Source organism: Acinetobacter sp. YH01020, from assembly GCF_013420275.1.
GTDB classification, from domain to species: Bacteria; Pseudomonadota; Gammaproteobacteria; order Pseudomonadales; family Moraxellaceae; genus Acinetobacter; species Acinetobacter amyesii.
Genome location: NZ_VOYN01000058.1, coordinates 1 through 18468, shown reverse-complemented (window position 1 = coordinate 18468; position 18468 = coordinate 1). Strand labels below are relative to the sequence as shown.

The window sequence follows — 18468 nt, the reverse complement described above, 5'->3', positions numbered from 1 at the left end:
AGTTGTATGAGGGATAAGGGCAAATTGTAGGTTTTATCTCAGGTTCAAATTTAAGATTTTAGCAGCACTCCAAACTCTACAATTTGCGTATAGTGGTAGCTAATCACTATATCAATCAAGATACAAGTAGCACTGCTACGCAAGGGAGAGGTTATAAACCTTATCGATTAGGCACCAACACATAGCGACCATTTTCAAAGATCCAGTACATGCCACTTGGGGGTGCAGGTAAACCTAAACGCTGCCAATCACTGATAAAGGTATAGGTCGAACTCGAAATACTAGCGCTGGCAGGATCGCCATTGACCCAACTATAGCTCTGCGAATTTTGAGTAATCGTGGTCGGCGCATTGTATTGAATACTAATGCCACTTTGTGGATACTGCGGATAAGGTCGATTTGGATATTGCGGATAAACCGGCGGGCGACTTGGATAATGAGGATAATGTTGAGGATAATTCGGCGCATGCTGCGGATAGCCAGGCCGATTCATCGACGGTGGGCGGTGTTGTGGTTTTGATGTATCCACACCTTGGTAGTTTGCCCATTTGTTTTCCGCAAAAGTACTGGCTGAAGCACTGATCAGCATCACACCTGCAATCGCATAGAATAATGTGGTTTTCACATAAGCTCTCCTCAACGGTTTATACGCTCAGTATAAATTCCATTGTAGGAGAAAAAATGGATAAAAATCCATCAAATGCAATAATTTGTTAAATCATCCACCCGATTCGGATCAGCAGATGATGCACTCGATTTTCGACGGAATATGCTAAGATGCCTTTTATTTCGTAGTGGATCAAATGCTGTGTCTGAATTAAGTTTTGACCGACTTCATCAATTTTTTTCGAAAGTACCTAGTATCCAAGAAGCCTTAATCGACTCATATGGCACCGATGGCAAAAATGCGTGGTGGTTCAAATTTCAAATTAATATAGATCACCCTTTAGCATGGCAAACTGTTCAAGAATTGGGCCATGTATTGAACTATATTTCTAAAAATGAACGCTTACCGACTCAATTTTTACCGGTTTCTCCGCCACCATATATGAATGGCGAAGCAAAACAATTCTTGTCTTGGGTGATTCAATGTAACCACGCCGATTTTCCACCAGATGTCATCTGTGACTGGTTAGAAGCTCGTTTGCCACAACCAGTAGATGATGCCGATAAATGGAAAATCAAAACCGATATTAAAGAATTGGATCAAATGACAGATAAAGATTTAGATCAAATCGTTCCGCCGAATCCTGTACCGAAGAATTAAAACTGATTTAGTTCCTCCTAACCTCCCTTTAAAAAAGGGAGGAAAGTCCCTCTTTTTAAAAGAGGGATTTGGGAGATTAAGACAATTCTAAAAAGTAGATATTCCGCTCCATTCCATAAAGCGATACAACACATATTTCAAGGTCGATTCATCCGCATATTTACTATAATCGACACTCATTTGTTTACCATCCAGATTTGACCAAGCGGTATTAAAGTACTGTGATGCATCTTTAAAAACTTGAGCATCTTTCACACCGATAACGCGTAAATCCGTTTCTAAATTATAATTTTTCAAGTTACGCGCCGTGAAATTGGCAGAACCTAAAATCATATCGGCTTGATAAGCAGTACGTTTTAAAATCATCTTGCTATGGCACTGCTCACCTTGGGTATTACACCAACGTACATCAATACCAGCATCATGTAATTCAGAGGCAACAGGACGGTTTGGAATACCATTTTTGGTTCGACCAAAAGCATCCTTATTCGGATCGAGTAATACACGAACTTTCACGCCACGTTCATGTGCAGCAATGAGTGCTTTGATAATTTTACGTTCTGACAAGTAGAACATCGCGATATCAATTTCAGTTCCAGCTTTCTTCGCACTATCAATTAAGTCGAGTGTGGCATCATAAATGGCTTTTTCAGTCAGCACTTGAACCTGTGGCTGAGTTTTCGCGGCTTCAACATCTTTAATCACTACAAATGGAATATTGGCTTTAGACATCATACCTACGGCTTGCTCAGTCTTTAACAAGTCAATCGCGGTCATGCCTTTGACGGTTAAGGCCACATTGGAATGTCGTGAGCTACCATCATGTGGATTCATAGAGGTGACTAAACCTTTCCAACCGTCAACGGTATCGACCACCAAGGTTTTACGATGATTGGCTTTAAAGTTGAAAAGATCCATATAACTGCGGATCGTCACTTTCTCGGTTCCCAATGGGTTCGGTAACCAGCCTTTTTCAGGATTATCGCCAATATCTTGACAACAGATATACCAAAAACCTGACCATGCTGGATTAGAGGCACGAAGCGGCACCAAATTGGTTTCCATCAACTCAATGCCCCCTTGTCGTAATTGACGATAATGCTCGGGTTGAATGCCGCCATAGACCGAATTGACAGGATCAGTAATCACAAAAATTTCCACTTGAGGTGATACGCGACGCTTCAAAATCAGCGCATCGGTCAACTCCTGTGTTAATTGTTCATGTTTTAATTGAGAGTCGCCAACTTGCGGATTAAAGAGAAACATATCCAACACAATGGTCGACTGTGCTTCTTCGATCATTTTCAGCATTTCTTTAAAAATACGATGTTCCTGTTGCTGCTTTCCTTGCGCATCGATATAGGTTTCATCCACTAAAAAGTTCACTTCGGCATGGCGAAGTTTTCCCGTGTAGTTCAGCCCTTCAGGGAGTGGTTTGAGCGTGTGATAGGTTGCCGATGCCAAATAACCTAAAACCAATAAACCAATGACCACACCCACATAGCGACGACGTGACCAATTGAGCTTGTGATGTATTCGTTGAATGATGCGCATAAGAAAAAACCTAGTCTAATGCGCTCAGACTAGGTTTTATTCATTGATTTTTCAAGAGGATTTCTGTGACTTTACCTAGACTTACTTAGAAAAGTCTGTGCAAATTCAATTAGAATCCAAATTCAAGACCAACTGTAAAATTACGACCGACTTGTGGAATATTGGCAAGGAATGACGTGTGAGAATAAACATCTTCATCCAATAAATTATTGGCTTTGAAATAGACTCGATAATCATTTTGATCTTTCAATTGACCACTATAGGCCACACCCAAATTCACCATATTGTAGCCATCTGTTTCACGCTCAAATGCAGTGATTTTGTCTTGTTTGAATACATGTGAATATTCTGCAAGACCTGACCAACCATCGGCAAAGTCAACATCGACCTTGGTTCCTAAGCGCCCTGCAGGCACACGTGGCGCATTTTCACCATCAATTTTGCCGCGAACATAATCACCAAAGACACTGAGTTTATACATGTCATTTACTGCATAACCCACTTGAGCTTCCGCGCCATAGAACTTGGCTTTGTCTTGGGTGTAATCAACTAAGCGGAAGTTTTCAAAATTATCTTTGGTTGCAGCATAAATGTAGTTGTCATACCAGTTGTGGTAAACATGAACGTGATAATCCAACTGATCTTTTTCGTAATGGAAACCCAGTTCTAGATTATTGGATTTTTCCACATCCAGATTTTCATTTCCGCGTTCATAGGTATTGGTCGCAAAGTGCTTACCGTTGGCATAAAGCTCTTGTGCCAATGGTAAGCGTTCTTGATGAGAACCCACCAAGGATAATTTATAATTGGGTGCAAACGCCCAGTTCACAGCACCTGAGTAGGAAATACCATAATCGTCATAATTTTTTTGTGCAGAATCGATCTGAATTTTCTGCTGATCGACACGGGCGCCCAGCTCGACATGAAAATCACCAAATTGTTTATGTTCTAAACCAAATACACTCCATTTTTGGGTTTTATTTGGGTTGATCAATGACTCTTCGCCACTGATATTGAGCTTTTGCTGATTGTATTGTGCGCCTATCACCCCTTCCCAATCCGCAATCGGGTTATGCACCAACTCTAAACGACCATCATAGCCCTGACTTTTAAAAGTGGTTGCTGCGGTGTTACCTTCAATTTCATCATGTTGATAATCGGTATAACTCGCATGCGCACGTAGTTTTTGGAATCCTGCAAACGGCTCAGCTAATTCAGTACGGAAATCATAGCGTTCTGACTTTAAGTCGACCCATGGGCCTGCGGCATCATGATCGTGATCATGCTCGTCATGCGCTGAATGATCATGCTCATCGGTATGCCCATGGTTATCATGACCATCACAGTGTAGATGGTCATCATGTGGATGACAGCTTTCATATTCATGACTATGACCCGGCAAGCCATATTGGTCTTGACGGTTGCTATAAGACAGTCCAGCAAAACCACGATCATGAATCCATGACGCACCTACACTGACATTTTGCCCTTCTGCAAAAGTATTACCGACTCGGCGTTCTTTTTCTAATTCGCCATCATGATCATGAAAATAATTGGGTGCAATATAGTCATTGGCTTTACGTTTCGAGCCTTCTACACGGATGGCAAATTGCTCACCTAAAGCAGCCGTCACACCGGCACTCGCCAATTTTTCATCACTGCCTGAGTTATAACGAACCCCAACTTGCCCTTCATAACCTTTATCAGGAATAGAGGTAGGAATCTTTTGATCCGTCACGTTGACCAAACCGCCGACTGTTCCTGCAGCATATAACAGTGTTGATGGTCCACGGATCACTTCAATTTTTTTGGCCAAAATCGGATCTACCGTAACCGCATGGTCAGGGGATAAAGTTGAAACATCTGCTGTTTCAGATGCATGCTCCAACACTTTGACACGTGGCCCATCTTGCCCACGTATTACAGGTCGACTTGAGCCTGCACCAAACTGATTTGAATACACTCCAGGTTGTCCGGCAATGGCATCACCAATAGTGACTCCACCTTGTGCCAAATCTTTATGCTTAATAATGTTATCTGCAACCGCAAAATCTGCGGCACTTTGATTTAAAGGATGAACCTGAACATTAATCGCCTCTAAAGTTTGTACCTGTTGTTGCTGATCATCAGCATAAATATTGGGTGCAATCACTGCAAAAATTGAGATTGTGATTAAATTCTTATGAAAGGACATTTGGAGAGACTCAAATCTGGCTAATTTTGAATAATGTTATAATATAACATTTCATTCATTTTGCAATAAAAAACATTCTAATCTGCCCAAATCATATACACTCACCTATACCACATTGTATTTATTCATATATTTATTTTAGTTCAATGCCTTTTACCATATCCCATGCTGTACTCGCACCGCCTATTTCCAAATTAAGCGGAAATCGCCTGTCTATTGCAGCACTCGCAATTGGTAGCATGGTGCCGGATTTATTCCGTTTATTTACTAATGCTGACTACAATGGATCCCATCAATGGTCGGGGTTAATTTTTCCAAACTTAATCCTAGGTTTGCTGTTTTGTGTGCTGTGGTATGTGCTCTATCGCCCGATGTTATTTGCTTTTTTTGGTTTAAATAAGCCGCTGCATCTACAGAATTTCAATCAATGCTGTGGGTTTATCCTAAGCCTCATCCTCGCACTCATCATTGGAACTTCGACGCATATTGTTTGGGATGGCTTGACCCATGTTGACTTTCGTACCTTTGCATTTAAGGATCTATTGAGTCTACCGATTCAATTTTTTGGTCATTCATATCCCCTACATCGCGTGTTGCAAATTGGATTATCTGGCTTGGCACTCCCCGTTTTGGCATGGATGATTTATCGTCATCATCTTCATTATCGAAGTACTGTAAACGTCCCCACAACCATCAAAGTCTATGTATATGGTTTAGCGGCCCTGTCTCTAGCTGCGGGCATCGCAAGTTATTTTTATTTTGCTGACAGTATTTACTCAGATGCCTTTGTGCATGACCTGTATGCCTATGTCGGCAAAGCCATTAATTATTTTTTTCGTGCATTTTTGGCCACGTTTAGCCTTGGTAGTCTGATATTTCTAATCATAAGCAAGAGCACTAACATTTTTTCTACGTCATCGGCTTAAGCCCTTCATTGAGCAAAAATTTGCTGTAAATTTGGCTGTTTAGCAATAAGTCCTTGTGACAAAACAGCCAAAAAGAGGCATAATCCCCTATTCGAATAAAAGCGGTACGCTGTTTACGTATTCGCTGACCTTAACCCATATAGTTGGATTTCTAACGCTATGATGCGAACTCATTACTGCGGCTCACTTACTGAAGCCCAAATTGACCAAACCGTTACATTATGCGGTTGGGTTCACCGTCGCCGTGACCACGGTGGTGTAATCTTCCTTGACATGCGCGACCGTGATGGCCTTGTTCAAGTGGTGATTGACCCTGATACTCCTGAAGCTTTCGCGACTGCTGATAAATCACGTTCAGAATTCGTATTAAAAATTACAGGCCGTGTGCGTCGTCGTTACGAAGGTACTGAAAACGCGAATATCGTGAGTGGTCAAATCGAAGTTTTAGGCAAAGAAATTGAAGTTCTTGCTGCGTCTGAAACTCCTCCATTCCCATTGAATGACGAAAATACCAATATTTCTGAAGAAGTACGTTTGAAATATCGTTTCCTCGATATTCGTCGTCCAGAAATGTTAGATCGTTTACGTTTCCGTTCTAAATTAACCAACCTCATTCGTAACTACTTCGAAGACAATGGTTTCTTAGACGTTGAAACGCCTATTTTGACTCGTGCTACGCCTGAAGGCGCACGTGACTATTTAGTGCCAAGTCGTGTTTCTAACGGTAGCTTCTACGCACTTCCACAATCTCCGCAATTGTTCAAACAGTTGTTGATGGTTGGCGGTATCGATCGTTACTACCAAATTGCGAAATGTTTCCGTGATGAAGACTTACGTGCTGACCGTCAGCCTGAATTCACACAAATCGACGTTGAAACATCGTTCATGAGTGACGATGACATCATGGATTTAATGGAACGTTTAACGGTTAAGATGTTCAAAGAACTTCTTAATGTTGAATTCGACAAATTCCCTCGCATGACTTATGCAGACGCAATGCGTGACTATGCATCTGACAAACCAGATATGCGTATTCCTTTGAAATTGGTTGACGTTGCAGACATGATGCAAGACGTTGAGTTCAAAGTATTCGCTGGTCCTGCAAAAGATCCTAAAGGCCGTATTGTTGCGCTTCGCGTACCAGGTGCTGGCGCACTTCCACGTAGCCAAATCGACGAATACACTAAATTCGTGGGTATCTACGGTGCAAAAGGCTTGGCTTACATCAAAGTCAACGAGCTTGAAAAAGGCATCGAAGGTCTTCAATCTCCAATCGTTAAATTTATCGAGCCAATCGTACTTGATCTATTGAAACGAGTTGGTGCTGAAAATGGCGACATCGTATTCTTCGGTGCGGACAAAGCGAAAATCGTAAATGATGCGATGGGTGCTTTACGTATTAAAGTCGGTCACGACATGAAACTTGTAACTTGTGAGTGGGCGCCACTTTGGGTTGTTGACTTCCCAATGTTCGAAGAAACTGATGACGGCAAATGGACGTCTGTTCACCACCCATTCACGCTGCCAAAATCAAGCGTTGAAGAAGTGAAGAACAACCCAGGTGCTGCACTTTCTGTTGCTTACGATATGGTATTGAACGGTACTGAAATCGGTGGTGGTTCATTACGTATCTTCAATCTAGAAATGCAAAAAGCGATCTTTGAAGCGCTTGGTATTTCTGAAGAAGAAGCAGAAGAGAAATTCAGCTTCTTGCTTAACGCCTTGAAATTCGGTGCACCTCCTCACGGTGGTTTGGCATTCGGTCTTGACCGTTTAGTGATGTTGATGACTGGTGCATCTTCTATCCGTGACGTGATTGCATTCCCGAAAACAAAGACTGCGGAATGTCCTTTAACTCAAGCGCCTGCGCCAGTTGAACCTAACCAATTGCGTGATTTGGGTATTCGCTTGCGCGAAAAACCAAAAGCAGAAGAAGCTAAATAATTTTTTAATTCCTTCTTTTTCTCCTTTTGGGAGAAATACAAAGAGGAAATAAAAAAACCCTGCAATTGCAGGGTTTTTTTATTGGATTATTGCTGTAAAATTTAATTACTAAAATGTAAAAAATGCTTAAATCGGATTTTGATTGATTGAGTTAATCTGTAAGATACAAACTGCGCTATGATGTAGCGTATAACAGTTATGTAAGCATAACTAAAATGATATTGCTGTATTTATTGATTTATTCTTATTTTTTGTTCTGTAGATTCTTATTCTTTTTGTGCCGTTTTTCTAAAAGTGCATAGTCTCTTGGCAAAATTTCCAACCAGTCACCTCTTAAAACAACCGAGACTCGCACACTGCAATGTATTTCATCTTCAAAACACTAGCGCTATTGCCTTTAAGAATTTTACAAGCCGTGGCTTTGTTCGCCGCATATGTGCTTTATGCATTCAATTCATCCGTTAAACGCATCACCACAATCAATATTCGGTTGGCCTATCCCGAATTAACACAAGATGCGCAGCAACAACTCGTCAAAAAAAGCATGCAAAGCCAGTTCCTGACCTATGTGGAATTTATTAAATGCTGGGGTATGCCGCCCAGTTATAGCTTAAATTTATTTAAACATATTCATGGTGAATCGGTTCTAACCGAAGCTTTAGCCAGTCAAAAAGGCGTCATTGTTGTCGTACCGCATTTTGGTAGCTGGGAGATGCTCAATGCCTGGCTGAATGTTTATACCGCACCAATGATTATGTACAAGCCCAACAAAAACAAAGGTATTAACCGTTATATGTTAGAGGCACGTCAAAAATTTAATGCGACCTTAGTTCCAACCGATGAAACTGGTATACGTGCAATCTTCAAGCATTTGAAACAAGGTGGGCTAACCGTCATTTTACCAGATCATCTGCCCAAAGCTTCTGGCGGGATCTACTCAAAGTTTTTTGGACAGAATACCCTGACCGTAACATTGGTATCGAAACTCGCTGCGAAAACACAATGTAATGTGATTGGTTTAAGCTGTATCCGCAATGACGATCTCTCTAGTTTTGATTTACATTGCACAAGCCTCTCAGATGATATTTTGTCTAAAGACTTACAGCTCTCTGTGGATACACTTAACATTGCCATGCAAGATATAATCAATCAAGCGCCTGAACAATATATCTGGTCTTATAAACGCTTTAGACATTGTTTAGGCGACATCAATATCTATCGTCAATAAAATTATTGGTACTACCGTCAAAATCTTGCATCTAGTTAGACAAGATCGTATAGATTGACTTTATTCAATTGAGATCAATTATCGATAGTGGCATAATGGGCTCAATTTCCACGTTTAAGTGAATCTCCTATGGCTATGCGTCCTGAAGTTCGTCGTCGTGCAATCGTTCTGATTATTTTTTCAGTCGTACAATGGCTATTCATGCGCTATATTTTGGCCAACGAATTATTTAACTTAACTACTTATAACCGTATTGTTTTGTTCTGCGTGAGTAGTCTTGCTGGCGCCTTGTTGATCTTTGTTGGTTTGATTTATATGGTATTGAAAGGTAATGCGGATAAAGCTGAATAAACTAAAATATCGAATTCTGTATGTAATATTGAGGGAAAAAGAAATTTTTCTTATTCCCCCTATCAAATTGTAAATTCAATATTATTCAATCAAAGCCCAAGCTGCTGGTGTTCCCTTCTCAATAGCAATGCGTGCTTTTTTGCCAATCAGGTTCTGATAAAACCGCGGGTGCAAACCAAAACCTGGACGTACTACACGTAGATTGTCTACTGTCAGCACTTCACCTGCCTTAACATCTTCCGAAAAATATACAGAACGCTTAAACATTAAAGATTTTTGTTCAGCTGCTGTAGGTCCATATTGAACAGACCCCAGACTTTGCCAAGCACGTTCAGACTCAACCACCAACAATTTTAACTCAGCGGGTTCAAGCGAAAATGCACTGTCTACACCGCCATCTGCACGATTTAAAGTAAAATGCTTTTCAACAACTGTAGCACCATGTGCAACTGCTGCAACAGATACTCCAACCCCCATCGTATGATCAGATAAACCAATTTGGCAATCGAACATTTGTTTTAAATGTGGAATCGCCAAGACATTGGTATTGTTTGGAGAAGCAGGATAAGTACTTGTACATTTGAGTAAAATCAAATCTTTACAGCCCGCAGCTCGCGCTGTTTTCACTGCTTCCTCAATATCGGATAAAGTTGCCATACCCGTGGAAATAATCATTGGTTTACCTGTTTTCGCCACTTTTTCAATCAACGGCAAATGATTATTTTCAAATGATGCAATTTTATATGCAGGAACATTCAAGCTTTCAAGGAAATCAACAGCACTCTCATCAAACGGCGAACTGAAACACAGCATGCCATGCTTTTCAGCACGCTCCATAATTGGCTTGTGCCATTCCCATGGCGTATATGCTTTTTGATATAAATCATGCAGATTACTGCCATCCCACAGACTATTTTTATCTTCTATTAAAAAATCTTTATTGCGGACATTCAAAGTAATTGTATCTGCGGTATAGGTCTGCAATTTTAATGCATGTGCGCCTGCCTCGGCGGCTGCATCCACAATTTCAAATGCCCGTTCCAATGATTGATTATGATTGCCAGACATTTCAGCAATAATAAATGGTGTATGATCAGCACCAATTGCACGGTGTCCAATATGAATCACTGAATTCATCAAGATCTCTCTATATTTTTCAAATAAGTCGTTGATTTTTTTTGATAGCCCGCATTGATAAACAAATGATGGGATGACTGATTTTCAGCAAGTACTACCGCATTGATCAGCTTGATTTGTATATGGTTATACTGAAGATAATGCTCAGCTTGCTGCAGCATTTCAAGTGCATTTCCACTACCTTTAGCATCGGGAACACAATAAATGGAAATTTCTGCACTTATTCCACTAAAATCAAATCGAATCACACCCACGGGTTCAGAAGCTAATTCTGCAATCAGAATAATCCGATCCGTACTCAGCAAAGTCTGTTCAAACCACTGCTGATGACTTTCTAGTGGAATAATCTCAGTATGACGTGAAACCAATCGTATTGAATCATGATTGCGCCACATCCAAAGCGAATGGCTATCAGATAACTCAGCCTTGCGCACCTGAACGGAATATATTCCCATGGCACGTAACACCCGTTGTACACCACGCCCATCTACTGTTTGCCATGATGTTTGGGCTATACGTTGGCGTGCCAATGGATTATCAATCATTCCCATAACAGCCTGACGAATCGATACTACATTATTCCAGTCAATAATAGGCGAATCAATTAGGCTCTGTAATGCTGCATGTTTAGTCAACAATTGCTGATTTGTTGCCACTGCTATGGCTAGGCTAGGCAGTCCCAAAGCACAACGTTCCCAACTTGCTGAACCTCCTGCTCCAATCGCCATATCGGCCTGTAGCATTAATGTCGCCATCTCAGTGCTATTGATATGACACTCATAATGGTACTGTTTACACACGCCCTGAATATACAATAAATCAGGATGCTGTGCCCCCACGACAACAATCAATTGATATTGTAAGGAAAAATTTGAATGATCAAGGCTTCTTAATAATTTTCCGGTGTAATTATCCTTATCCATCCCTCCAAAAAAAACCATGATTTTTTTGACTTTCACTGTAAAAGCTAGCTGTTTTTTGTGACGAGCAATTCGGAATTCATCTCTTAATAATGCATAGCGCGCACCCAATAATAATTGGGTTTTTACCGGAACTTTATTGTGATAGCGATTTGCTAAATCCAGATATTGGTTCTGATCCAATAAAAGATCACAATCGTGAATACGATCTGCAAGGTCATCAATCACCATGATCTTATCCACGGCTGGACGTAGTATTCTCTCCCAGCGCTGGTCCAATGCATAATGATCAACGATCAACCATTCTATTGTTTGATGATAATCCTGAAGGATCTGTAGTGTTTTCTCAGCATCATCCTGTTGAGATACCCCCAACCAGGCACTATGAAATAATTCATCACTGGCTGCAGACTGTTCTTTCAGCATACTCAGCTGAAATCCTCTGTCCACAATCAGTTTTTTTAAATAATCGGTAATATGTCTGACGACAAATCGTATTTGTGCACCATGCTGTGCCAAAGCATCGGCCAGACACAGACACCGTATGATATGCCCAGAACCAATATGCACTGAAGCATCAGCACGAAATACGACCTGCATAATCAACCTATTAATTTAATCGTTTAAAACCAGCATGACAAATAGGGCCATTCAATAAAGAATGTACATTACGACCATCTTCACACTCTTTGATTAATGCAAACACTGGATCCAATGCCTCAAAATAGCCATTTACAATATCATCAGTATGTTTGGTACAAACATAAATGGCATTGCTAGCCAAATACCCTTTTTTCAACATTTCCTGAGTAATCAGCGTCTTATAGGCAAGCATATTATCACTATTTAAGGAAAAGCTCGTCAATGCAGGTAAACCGCTTGTTAAAACATTTAAGCCATGCTTTTGACCCAACTGCTTCCATCGCTCATTAATTTTTAAGCCTGTCTGAGTAATCATATCCCACGAATGGTTTTTTTCCATGACTTCCAATGTTTTTAACGCAGCACTTGGTCCTATACGTTCTGTCCAGAAGGTACTACTGATAAATGTAGTCTGTGCAGCTTCCATAATTTCTTTACGACCAATGGTTGCGGTAATTGCATAACCATTACCCAACGCTTTACCAAACATGGCCATGTCAGGCTCTACGCCATATAGTTTATGTAATCCACCAAAGGTTTGTCTAAATCCTGAAGTACATTCATCAAAAATTAGTACAATTCCTTTTGCTGTCGCTAAATCCCGAACTTTTTGTAAAAAGCCATCTTCAGGACCATGATTACGTGATACTTCCATTTTTATCACACCAATATCATGCTGGTTCACCAAGGCTTCCAACTCATCATAACGGTTATAATTAAAAGGAAAAACAGTACCGCGTAAATTTTCAGGCACACCATTAGGCTCCAAGCCTGGTAATAAATGCCCCGCCAGATTTTTTTCATCACCCAGGTTTGCGGCAAGATACCAATCATGCCAGCCATGATAGCCACAAATAGCAACTTTACTTTTGCCGCTTGCTGCACGGGCAATACGAATCGCCAATGCATTGGCCTCACCGCCTGAACGGGCGAAACGTACCATATCAGCCCAAGGATGTAACTCGATTAACTTTTCCGCGAGATACACTTCCTCAGGACAGTTTAAAGTAGACATATTTCCTGCTGCTACGGTTTGACGCACTGCCTCATCCACCTCAGGATCACCATAACCTAAGGTGTTGGTCCCTACACCCATAATGGTCATATCCGTATAGGCTATACCATCAAGATCCCATACTGTACAACCTTCGGCCCGACTGAAATATGCTGGCCATTGTTCTGGCAAAAACATTTCTGGTCGCTTAGAGAGCAACATATTGCCCCCTGCAATGACACTTTTAGCACGCTTCCAAAGTTTTTGACCTGTGCTCATCGTTGCTCCTTCATTTCGAATCAAATGCTGGTTTGCTGCGAAAATTTGAGGCTGAGTCTGGCGCAGTTCCAATACTTCAGTCCAACTGAATTCAATACGAGGATGAAAATGCTGAAAAACTTTTTCTACAACATCAAAATCGGTTTGTTCATCGACTGTCCAACGCTCATCAGAATAATCTGTTGTAGAGCAATAACTATCAACTTTAAATAAGCCTGAATTACGTAAAAACGGAGTAACATGTTCTTGGTCAAACGGGCTTTCAGCCTGTCGCCATGCTTTTTCAAGTGCCTGAAATGAAAATACTTCTGTATCAAGTCCATCAGGAAAACTTGCAGGTGAACAGTTACTCACATAGTCGGCATGACTTGACAGATATTTACCAATCACCTGATCGACAAGTTGTGCATCAATTAAAGGACAATCACCTGTAATCCGGATAACAACATCTGCCTGAGCTTGCACAGCTGTCTGATAAAAGCGATCAAGGACATTATTTTCATCGCCTTGATATACCGAATATCCCATCCCCATCACATGTTCCGCCAAGGGCACATTTATTTGATTTTGTGCAGTGGCAAGCCATATTTGATTAATATATTTTGATGCTGACAAACGCTTCAAAAGTATTTCAATCATTGGAACACCCTGAATCGGGCACATCACTTTATTGGGTAAACGGGTGGAACCCATACGGGCCTGTACAATTGCGATAATACGTAATGAGTGAACCTGTGACATATTTTCCAACTTATTTATTCAGTTGCCAACGTGAAGGCTCTATCAGTGCCTTATCTGAAATTGCCCAGTGTTGCCAATCGGTATCGATCTGTACGCGGGCACTTTCCACAATTTGTTGCAGCTGAGCTTCGCTGTCCACTCCAACAATAATGTTTTCAACTTCTGTAATTCCATTCAAAAATGCAATTGCAGCCGCAATCGGCTCAATATTCTTTTCATTACACCATTCATGCCATGCAGACAAATATTTAGTCCACGGTTGAAAATATGCAGGAATATTTTCCTCAGGCATCAACAACAAACCTTGTAAAAAAACCGAACGAGTATGTACCCGAATACCCAGCTCATTAAGCTTTTGTAACCAGCCAGACTGAATCAAACGCTGATCAAAAATATTCAAAGGGCTTTGAATTAAATCGGGCTTCCATATTGGAATAATCTGCTCAAGTTCGACAGGATCATAGATCGAAATACCCACTGCTTTTAGCCAACCTCGATCAACAGCATGCTGCAGAGCCTGCTGCAACACCACACCTTGTGACTCAACAATGTCTAATGAGCGATGTAATAATAATGCATCAAGCTGTTTTAAGTTTAGTCGCTGTAAAGAGGCCTGAATTTGTGTCTCCACCCATTCATTTACGTCTACATTTTCAGGTAATGGAGGGAGTTTGGAAACAATATTAAACTGTTCTACCCCTGCCTGCCCTAGGCACGCTTCACTGTTGCCATAGGCAATTGCTGTATCCAAAGTTCGAATACCCACTGTATGAGCCAAAGCTAAAATATTTTTAACTTCAGTCAGACTGACCTGTCCAGAAGCATTGGCAACGCCATAACTCAAACCAAACTGAACAGTTCCCAACCCCAGTTTCATTGAGCAATTCCTGTCAAAATCTGAGATAAGGTATTCACCACTTGGTCTTGCTGAGCATCTGTCAAAGTTGCATACAAAGGTAGTGAAATACAGCGTTTGTAATAATATTCACTATGAGGAAAATCTCCCCATTTAAAACCAAGCGCCTGGAAATCAGGTTGGGTATGTACAGGAATATAATGTACATTTACCCCTATTCCCAAACGTCGTAATTCACCAAAGATAAATTTACGGTCCAATGATGTCCTGGATTCATCCAATTGAATCACATATAAATGTAATCCCGAATAATCACGCCCAGAATGCTGCGGTAAAATGACCGGTAAATCTGCCAACAACGCATCATATCTGTGCGCGAGTTCATGGCGACGTGCAACCCACTCATCCAAATGAGTCAATTGTGTTGTACCCAAAGCAGCCTGCAATTCGGTCATACGATAATTAAAACCCAGTTGCTGTTGTTCGTAGTACCAGGGACCATGACTCTCTTCAAGCAATTGATCTGCATCACGGGTGATGCCATGTGAACGATACAGTTGCATCTGTGTGGCGAGTTCCGGATCATTGGTGACTGCCATCCCACCTTCTGCGGTGGTAATAATTTTAACAGGATGGAAGCTGAAGACTGTAATATCACTATATTTTCCGCACCCTATGATTGTGTCCTGATATCGACCACCAATCGCATGAGATGCGTCTTCAATAATTTTAAAATTATACTGTTTTGATAATGCGTATATTTTTTCCATATCACAGGATAAGCCTGAAAAATGGACAGGAATCACCACCTTGGGTAAACAACCTTTCTGTTCTGCCTGCTTTAATTTTTCTTCAAGTTTTTCAGGCGACAAGTTAAATGTCAGTGGATCTATATCAACAAAATCGATTTTTGCCCCACAATAACGGGCACAATTTGCACTTGCAACGAATGTATTTGGTGTCGTCCAAACATAATCTCCTTTCTTGACACCTAATGCTAGGCAGGCAATATGCAATGCTGAGGTTGCACTATTGACTGCAACCGCATATTTGGCACCACAATAATTTGCAATACTTTGCTCAAACTGTGGAACAGCTGGGCCCTGCGTCAGAAAATCAGATTTTAAAACAGCGACAACCGCCGCAATATCTTCATCAGAAATGGTTTGGCGACCATAAGGTATCATGTTCTGGACTCTAAATGGTGCCTGACTCAGCACATGAAATCAGGCGAATAAATTTTAAATTTTAAATGATGAATCAACATGTTGAACAATTAATTCACGAATTTCCTCTACACTTAAAAACTCAGTATTGGTGCCAGAGTTATAGCAGAAGCCCTCAGGAACTTTGACCACACCCTCTTTCTCTGCATATTTTTTCCCTAGCACTTGATCAGCAGAAGGTAAAATTGCAAAGTAACGTCCCAAATCATAAGTATTGAAACTGTCACTTTCAGTGATCATTTCTTCATGTACTTTTTCACCAGGTCGAATACCAACAACAGGATGTTCTGCTTCAGGTGCAATGGCTTCTGCGACATCAGTAATTCGGTAAGATGGAATTTTGGGTACTAAAACCTCGCCGCCCAATGCATGTTGAATTGCCCACAACACCATATCCACACCATCATCTAGAGAGATGTTAAAACGTGTCATTGCTGTATCTGTAATCGGTAACACCCCACTTTTCTTCTTACCGAGGAAAAATGGAATAACAGAACCACGACTACCCATAACATTGCCATAACGAACAACGCTTAAACGCATTTCACGTGGGCCTTTAATATTATTTGCTGCTACAAATAACTTATCTGAACACAACTTTGTTGCACCATATAAGTTAATTGGTGCTGCGGCTTTATCTGTAGAGAGTGCAACAACATTTTTTACGTTGGAATCTAGACAGGCTTCAATCAGATTCTGAGCGCCAAGAATGTTTGTTTTAATACATTCAAATGGATTGTATTCAGCAGCAGGAACCTGCTTCAAAGCAGCTGCATGCACAACAATATCAATGCCTTCCAATGCTCGGCGAATTCTGGCCTCATCACGAATATCACCAATGAAATAACGAATCATTGGATATTCAGCTTCACTAAAAGTCTGGCTCATTTCAAATTGTTTGAGCTCATCGCGGCTAAAGATGACAACACGTTTGATTTTTGGATAGTCCGTAAGAATACGCTTCACAAACGCTTTACCAAATGAACCTGTACCACCTGTGATTAAAATAGATTTCGCATTAAGCGACATTGTTAATTTCCTTAGTAATATCCTGAATGAAAATTCCCCGTTGAGCAAAGTCCTCATAAATGATTTCTAATCGTTTAGCCACACTCGTTTCCATCCAGGGCTGAGGAATTGCCAAGACTTCAAAGTGACAATCATACAGCATTGCCAAGGTGTTTAAAGCAGAAGAACAGAAACTCGATATCTTTTTTGGATAAATTTTATTCTGAAATAAAGCGATTTCCACTGCACTGTCAAATTGCACAAATGTGATGTTCAATTCTTTAAATTCTGACTGAAAATATGCAAAATCTTCAAACCGGTGTAGAACATATAAAACCTGACTTTCCTGATAATAATTAGCCATAGCCCGAATCAGATGTTTTTCTTGTTCTGTGTTGACAACGGCACCAGCTATTGCTGAACCAATAAACATCACCTCAGTATTCACACCACAATTAACACTATCTACATGCTGTTTAATACAACGATAATCATTCGGAATGACTTTTTCTAATGGCCATTGCATTTCTGTATATGCTGTAAAGAAATAAGCATTTTTTGCATACTGCAAATCAATCTTTCTAAGCAATACGTGGTCGTACCATTGTGGCTGATGCTTTTGATAAAGCACCTGACCACTGAGTTCCTGAGCTAGAATCAATGATGCATTACCATCATCAAGAAAGATAGTTTTTTCCGCTTTCAACTGATTGGCAAAGTGTGCCCGTATTTTAAATGGGTAGCCCAAATATAAACGATGAACACTTCCCAACGTAGTCAGTACAGATGACAACTTCCATGAGTAAAATAATTTAAAAGCCTTGGTGTGCTGATAAATATAGGTTTCAGACCATTCGGCATCAAGCATCTGACACATTTGCTGATATTCAACCGATTTTGCCCAAATCACAAAAATATGTGTTTTATCCTGTAAATGAAAACGATCTCTTGCTTCTATTGCATTTAATAACTGTAGCGGGGACCCCACTACGAAAACGATCGTATTTTCATTTACATGGTCGAGCATTGCAGGCTCCTGCATAAATCACTCACATTCAGAAGAATTAATTTATTGGCTCTAGACTAGCAGATTTACACTTAATTTTACCTAATGAGGTTCCACAGCTCAGTTGCTAACTCATTAGGTTCCCTCATCCAACGCCATTCAGTTTCTTTAAGATGATAATCAAAGTACTCTTTT

General features: G+C 40.6%; 15 protein-coding genes and 1 pseudogene. 5 read left to right on the top strand and 11 right to left on the bottom strand.

The features are described from left to right. Window positions 1-160 precede the first annotated feature (160 nt). Window positions 161-625 (bottom strand): RcnB family protein, encoded by a 465-nt coding sequence (locus FTT85_RS16010; protein ID WP_373685226.1) that lies wholly within the window; start codon window positions 623-625, stop codon window positions 161-163. Window positions 626-808: 183 nt separating this feature from the next. On the opposite strand from FTT85_RS16010, the gene FTT85_RS16005 reads away from it, so the two are divergent. Then, window positions 809-1267 (top strand): hypothetical protein, encoded by a 459-nt coding sequence (locus FTT85_RS16005; protein ID WP_180183961.1) that lies wholly within the window; start codon window positions 809-811, stop codon window positions 1265-1267. An 87-nt stretch (window positions 1268-1354) separates the two neighbouring features. Here the strand turns inward: FTT85_RS16005 and FTT85_RS16000 are convergent, their stop codons facing one another. After that, a complete protein-coding gene (locus tag FTT85_RS16000) occupies window positions 1355-2821 on the bottom strand; it encodes a phospholipase D family protein (protein ID WP_180183960.1) in 1467 nt (488 codons plus the stop codon). Between the two features lie 109 nt (window positions 2822-2930). Then, window positions 2931-5015, bottom strand: coding sequence for a zinc piracy TonB-dependent receptor ZnuD (gene znuD / locus FTT85_RS15995; protein WP_180183959.1), 2085 nt, complete (start codon window positions 5013-5015; stop codon window positions 2931-2933). A gap of 146 nt (window positions 5016-5161) precedes the next feature. Between znuD and FTT85_RS15990 the strand changes: the two genes are divergently transcribed. The 4 genes from FTT85_RS15990 (at window position 5162) to FTT85_RS15975 (ending at window position 9464) form a co-directional block, all read left to right on the top strand. Continuing rightward, window positions 5162-5941 carry a DUF4184 family protein gene (locus FTT85_RS15990; protein ID WP_180183958.1) on the top strand — a complete coding sequence of 260 codons (780 nt, stop codon included), beginning with the start codon at window positions 5162-5164 and terminating at the stop codon, window positions 5939-5941. Window positions 5942-6100: 159 nt separating this feature from the next. Continuing rightward, window positions 6101-7885, top strand: coding sequence for an aspartate--tRNA ligase (gene aspS, locus FTT85_RS15985; RefSeq protein ID WP_180183957.1), 1785 nt, complete (start codon window positions 6101-6103; stop codon window positions 7883-7885). Between the two features lie 361 nt (window positions 7886-8246). Beyond that, window positions 8247-9113, top strand: coding sequence for a lysophospholipid acyltransferase family protein (locus FTT85_RS15980; protein ID WP_180183956.1), 867 nt, complete (start codon window positions 8247-8249; stop codon window positions 9111-9113). Window positions 9114-9242: 129 nt separating this feature from the next. Continuing rightward, window positions 9243-9464, top strand: a complete 222-nt coding sequence (locus FTT85_RS15975) for a hypothetical protein (protein ID WP_180183955.1) — start codon at window positions 9243-9245, stop codon at window positions 9462-9464. A gap of 81 nt (window positions 9465-9545) precedes the next feature. Here FTT85_RS15975 and pseI read toward each other — a convergent pair whose 3' ends face one another. The 8 genes and pseudogenes from pseI to FTT85_RS15935 form a co-directional block, all read right to left on the bottom strand. After that, the gene (gene pseI / locus FTT85_RS15970) at window positions 9546-10601 is read right to left on the bottom strand and encodes a pseudaminic acid synthase (RefSeq protein ID WP_180183954.1); all 1056 of its coding nucleotides are present in this window, start codon (window positions 10599-10601) and stop codon (window positions 9546-9548) included. Next, complete coding sequence (pseG, locus tag FTT85_RS15965; RefSeq protein ID WP_180163271.1) at window positions 10601-12121, bottom strand: UDP-2,4-diacetamido-2,4,6-trideoxy-beta-L-altropyranose hydrolase; 1521 nt, start codon at window positions 12119-12121, stop codon at window positions 10601-10603. Before pseG ends, pseI begins: the two co-directional genes overlap by 1 nt. Window positions 12122-12131: 10 nt before the next feature. Then, the gene (locus FTT85_RS15960) at window positions 12132-14177 is read right to left on the bottom strand and encodes an aminotransferase class III-fold pyridoxal phosphate-dependent enzyme (protein ID WP_180183953.1); all 2046 of its coding nucleotides are present in this window, start codon (window positions 14175-14177) and stop codon (window positions 12132-12134) included. Window positions 14178-14187: 10 nt separating this feature from the next. Next, the gene (locus FTT85_RS15955) at window positions 14188-15054 is read right to left on the bottom strand and encodes an aldo/keto reductase (RefSeq protein ID WP_180183952.1); all 867 of its coding nucleotides are present in this window, start codon (window positions 15052-15054) and stop codon (window positions 14188-14190) included. Further along, on the bottom strand, window positions 15051-16220 hold the full coding sequence (gene pseC / locus FTT85_RS15950) for a UDP-4-amino-4,6-dideoxy-N-acetyl-beta-L-altrosamine transaminase (RefSeq protein ID WP_180183951.1): 1170 nt from the start codon (window positions 16218-16220) through the stop codon (window positions 15051-15053). The genes FTT85_RS15955 and pseC overlap by 4 nt, the downstream gene beginning before the upstream one ends. 54 nt (window positions 16221-16274) lie before the next feature. Next, window positions 16275-17288, bottom strand: a complete 1014-nt coding sequence (gene pseB, locus FTT85_RS15945) for a UDP-N-acetylglucosamine 4,6-dehydratase (inverting) (RefSeq protein ID WP_180183950.1) — start codon at window positions 17286-17288, stop codon at window positions 16275-16277. Next, window positions 17278-18309 (bottom strand): hypothetical protein, encoded by a 1032-nt coding sequence (locus FTT85_RS15940; protein WP_180183949.1) that lies wholly within the window; start codon window positions 18307-18309, stop codon window positions 17278-17280. Before FTT85_RS15940 ends, pseB begins: the two co-directional genes overlap by 11 nt. 62 nt (window positions 18310-18371) lie before the next feature. Then, a pseudogene (locus tag FTT85_RS15935) lies at window positions 18372-18468 on the bottom strand (IS1595 family transposase); the annotation flags it as partial.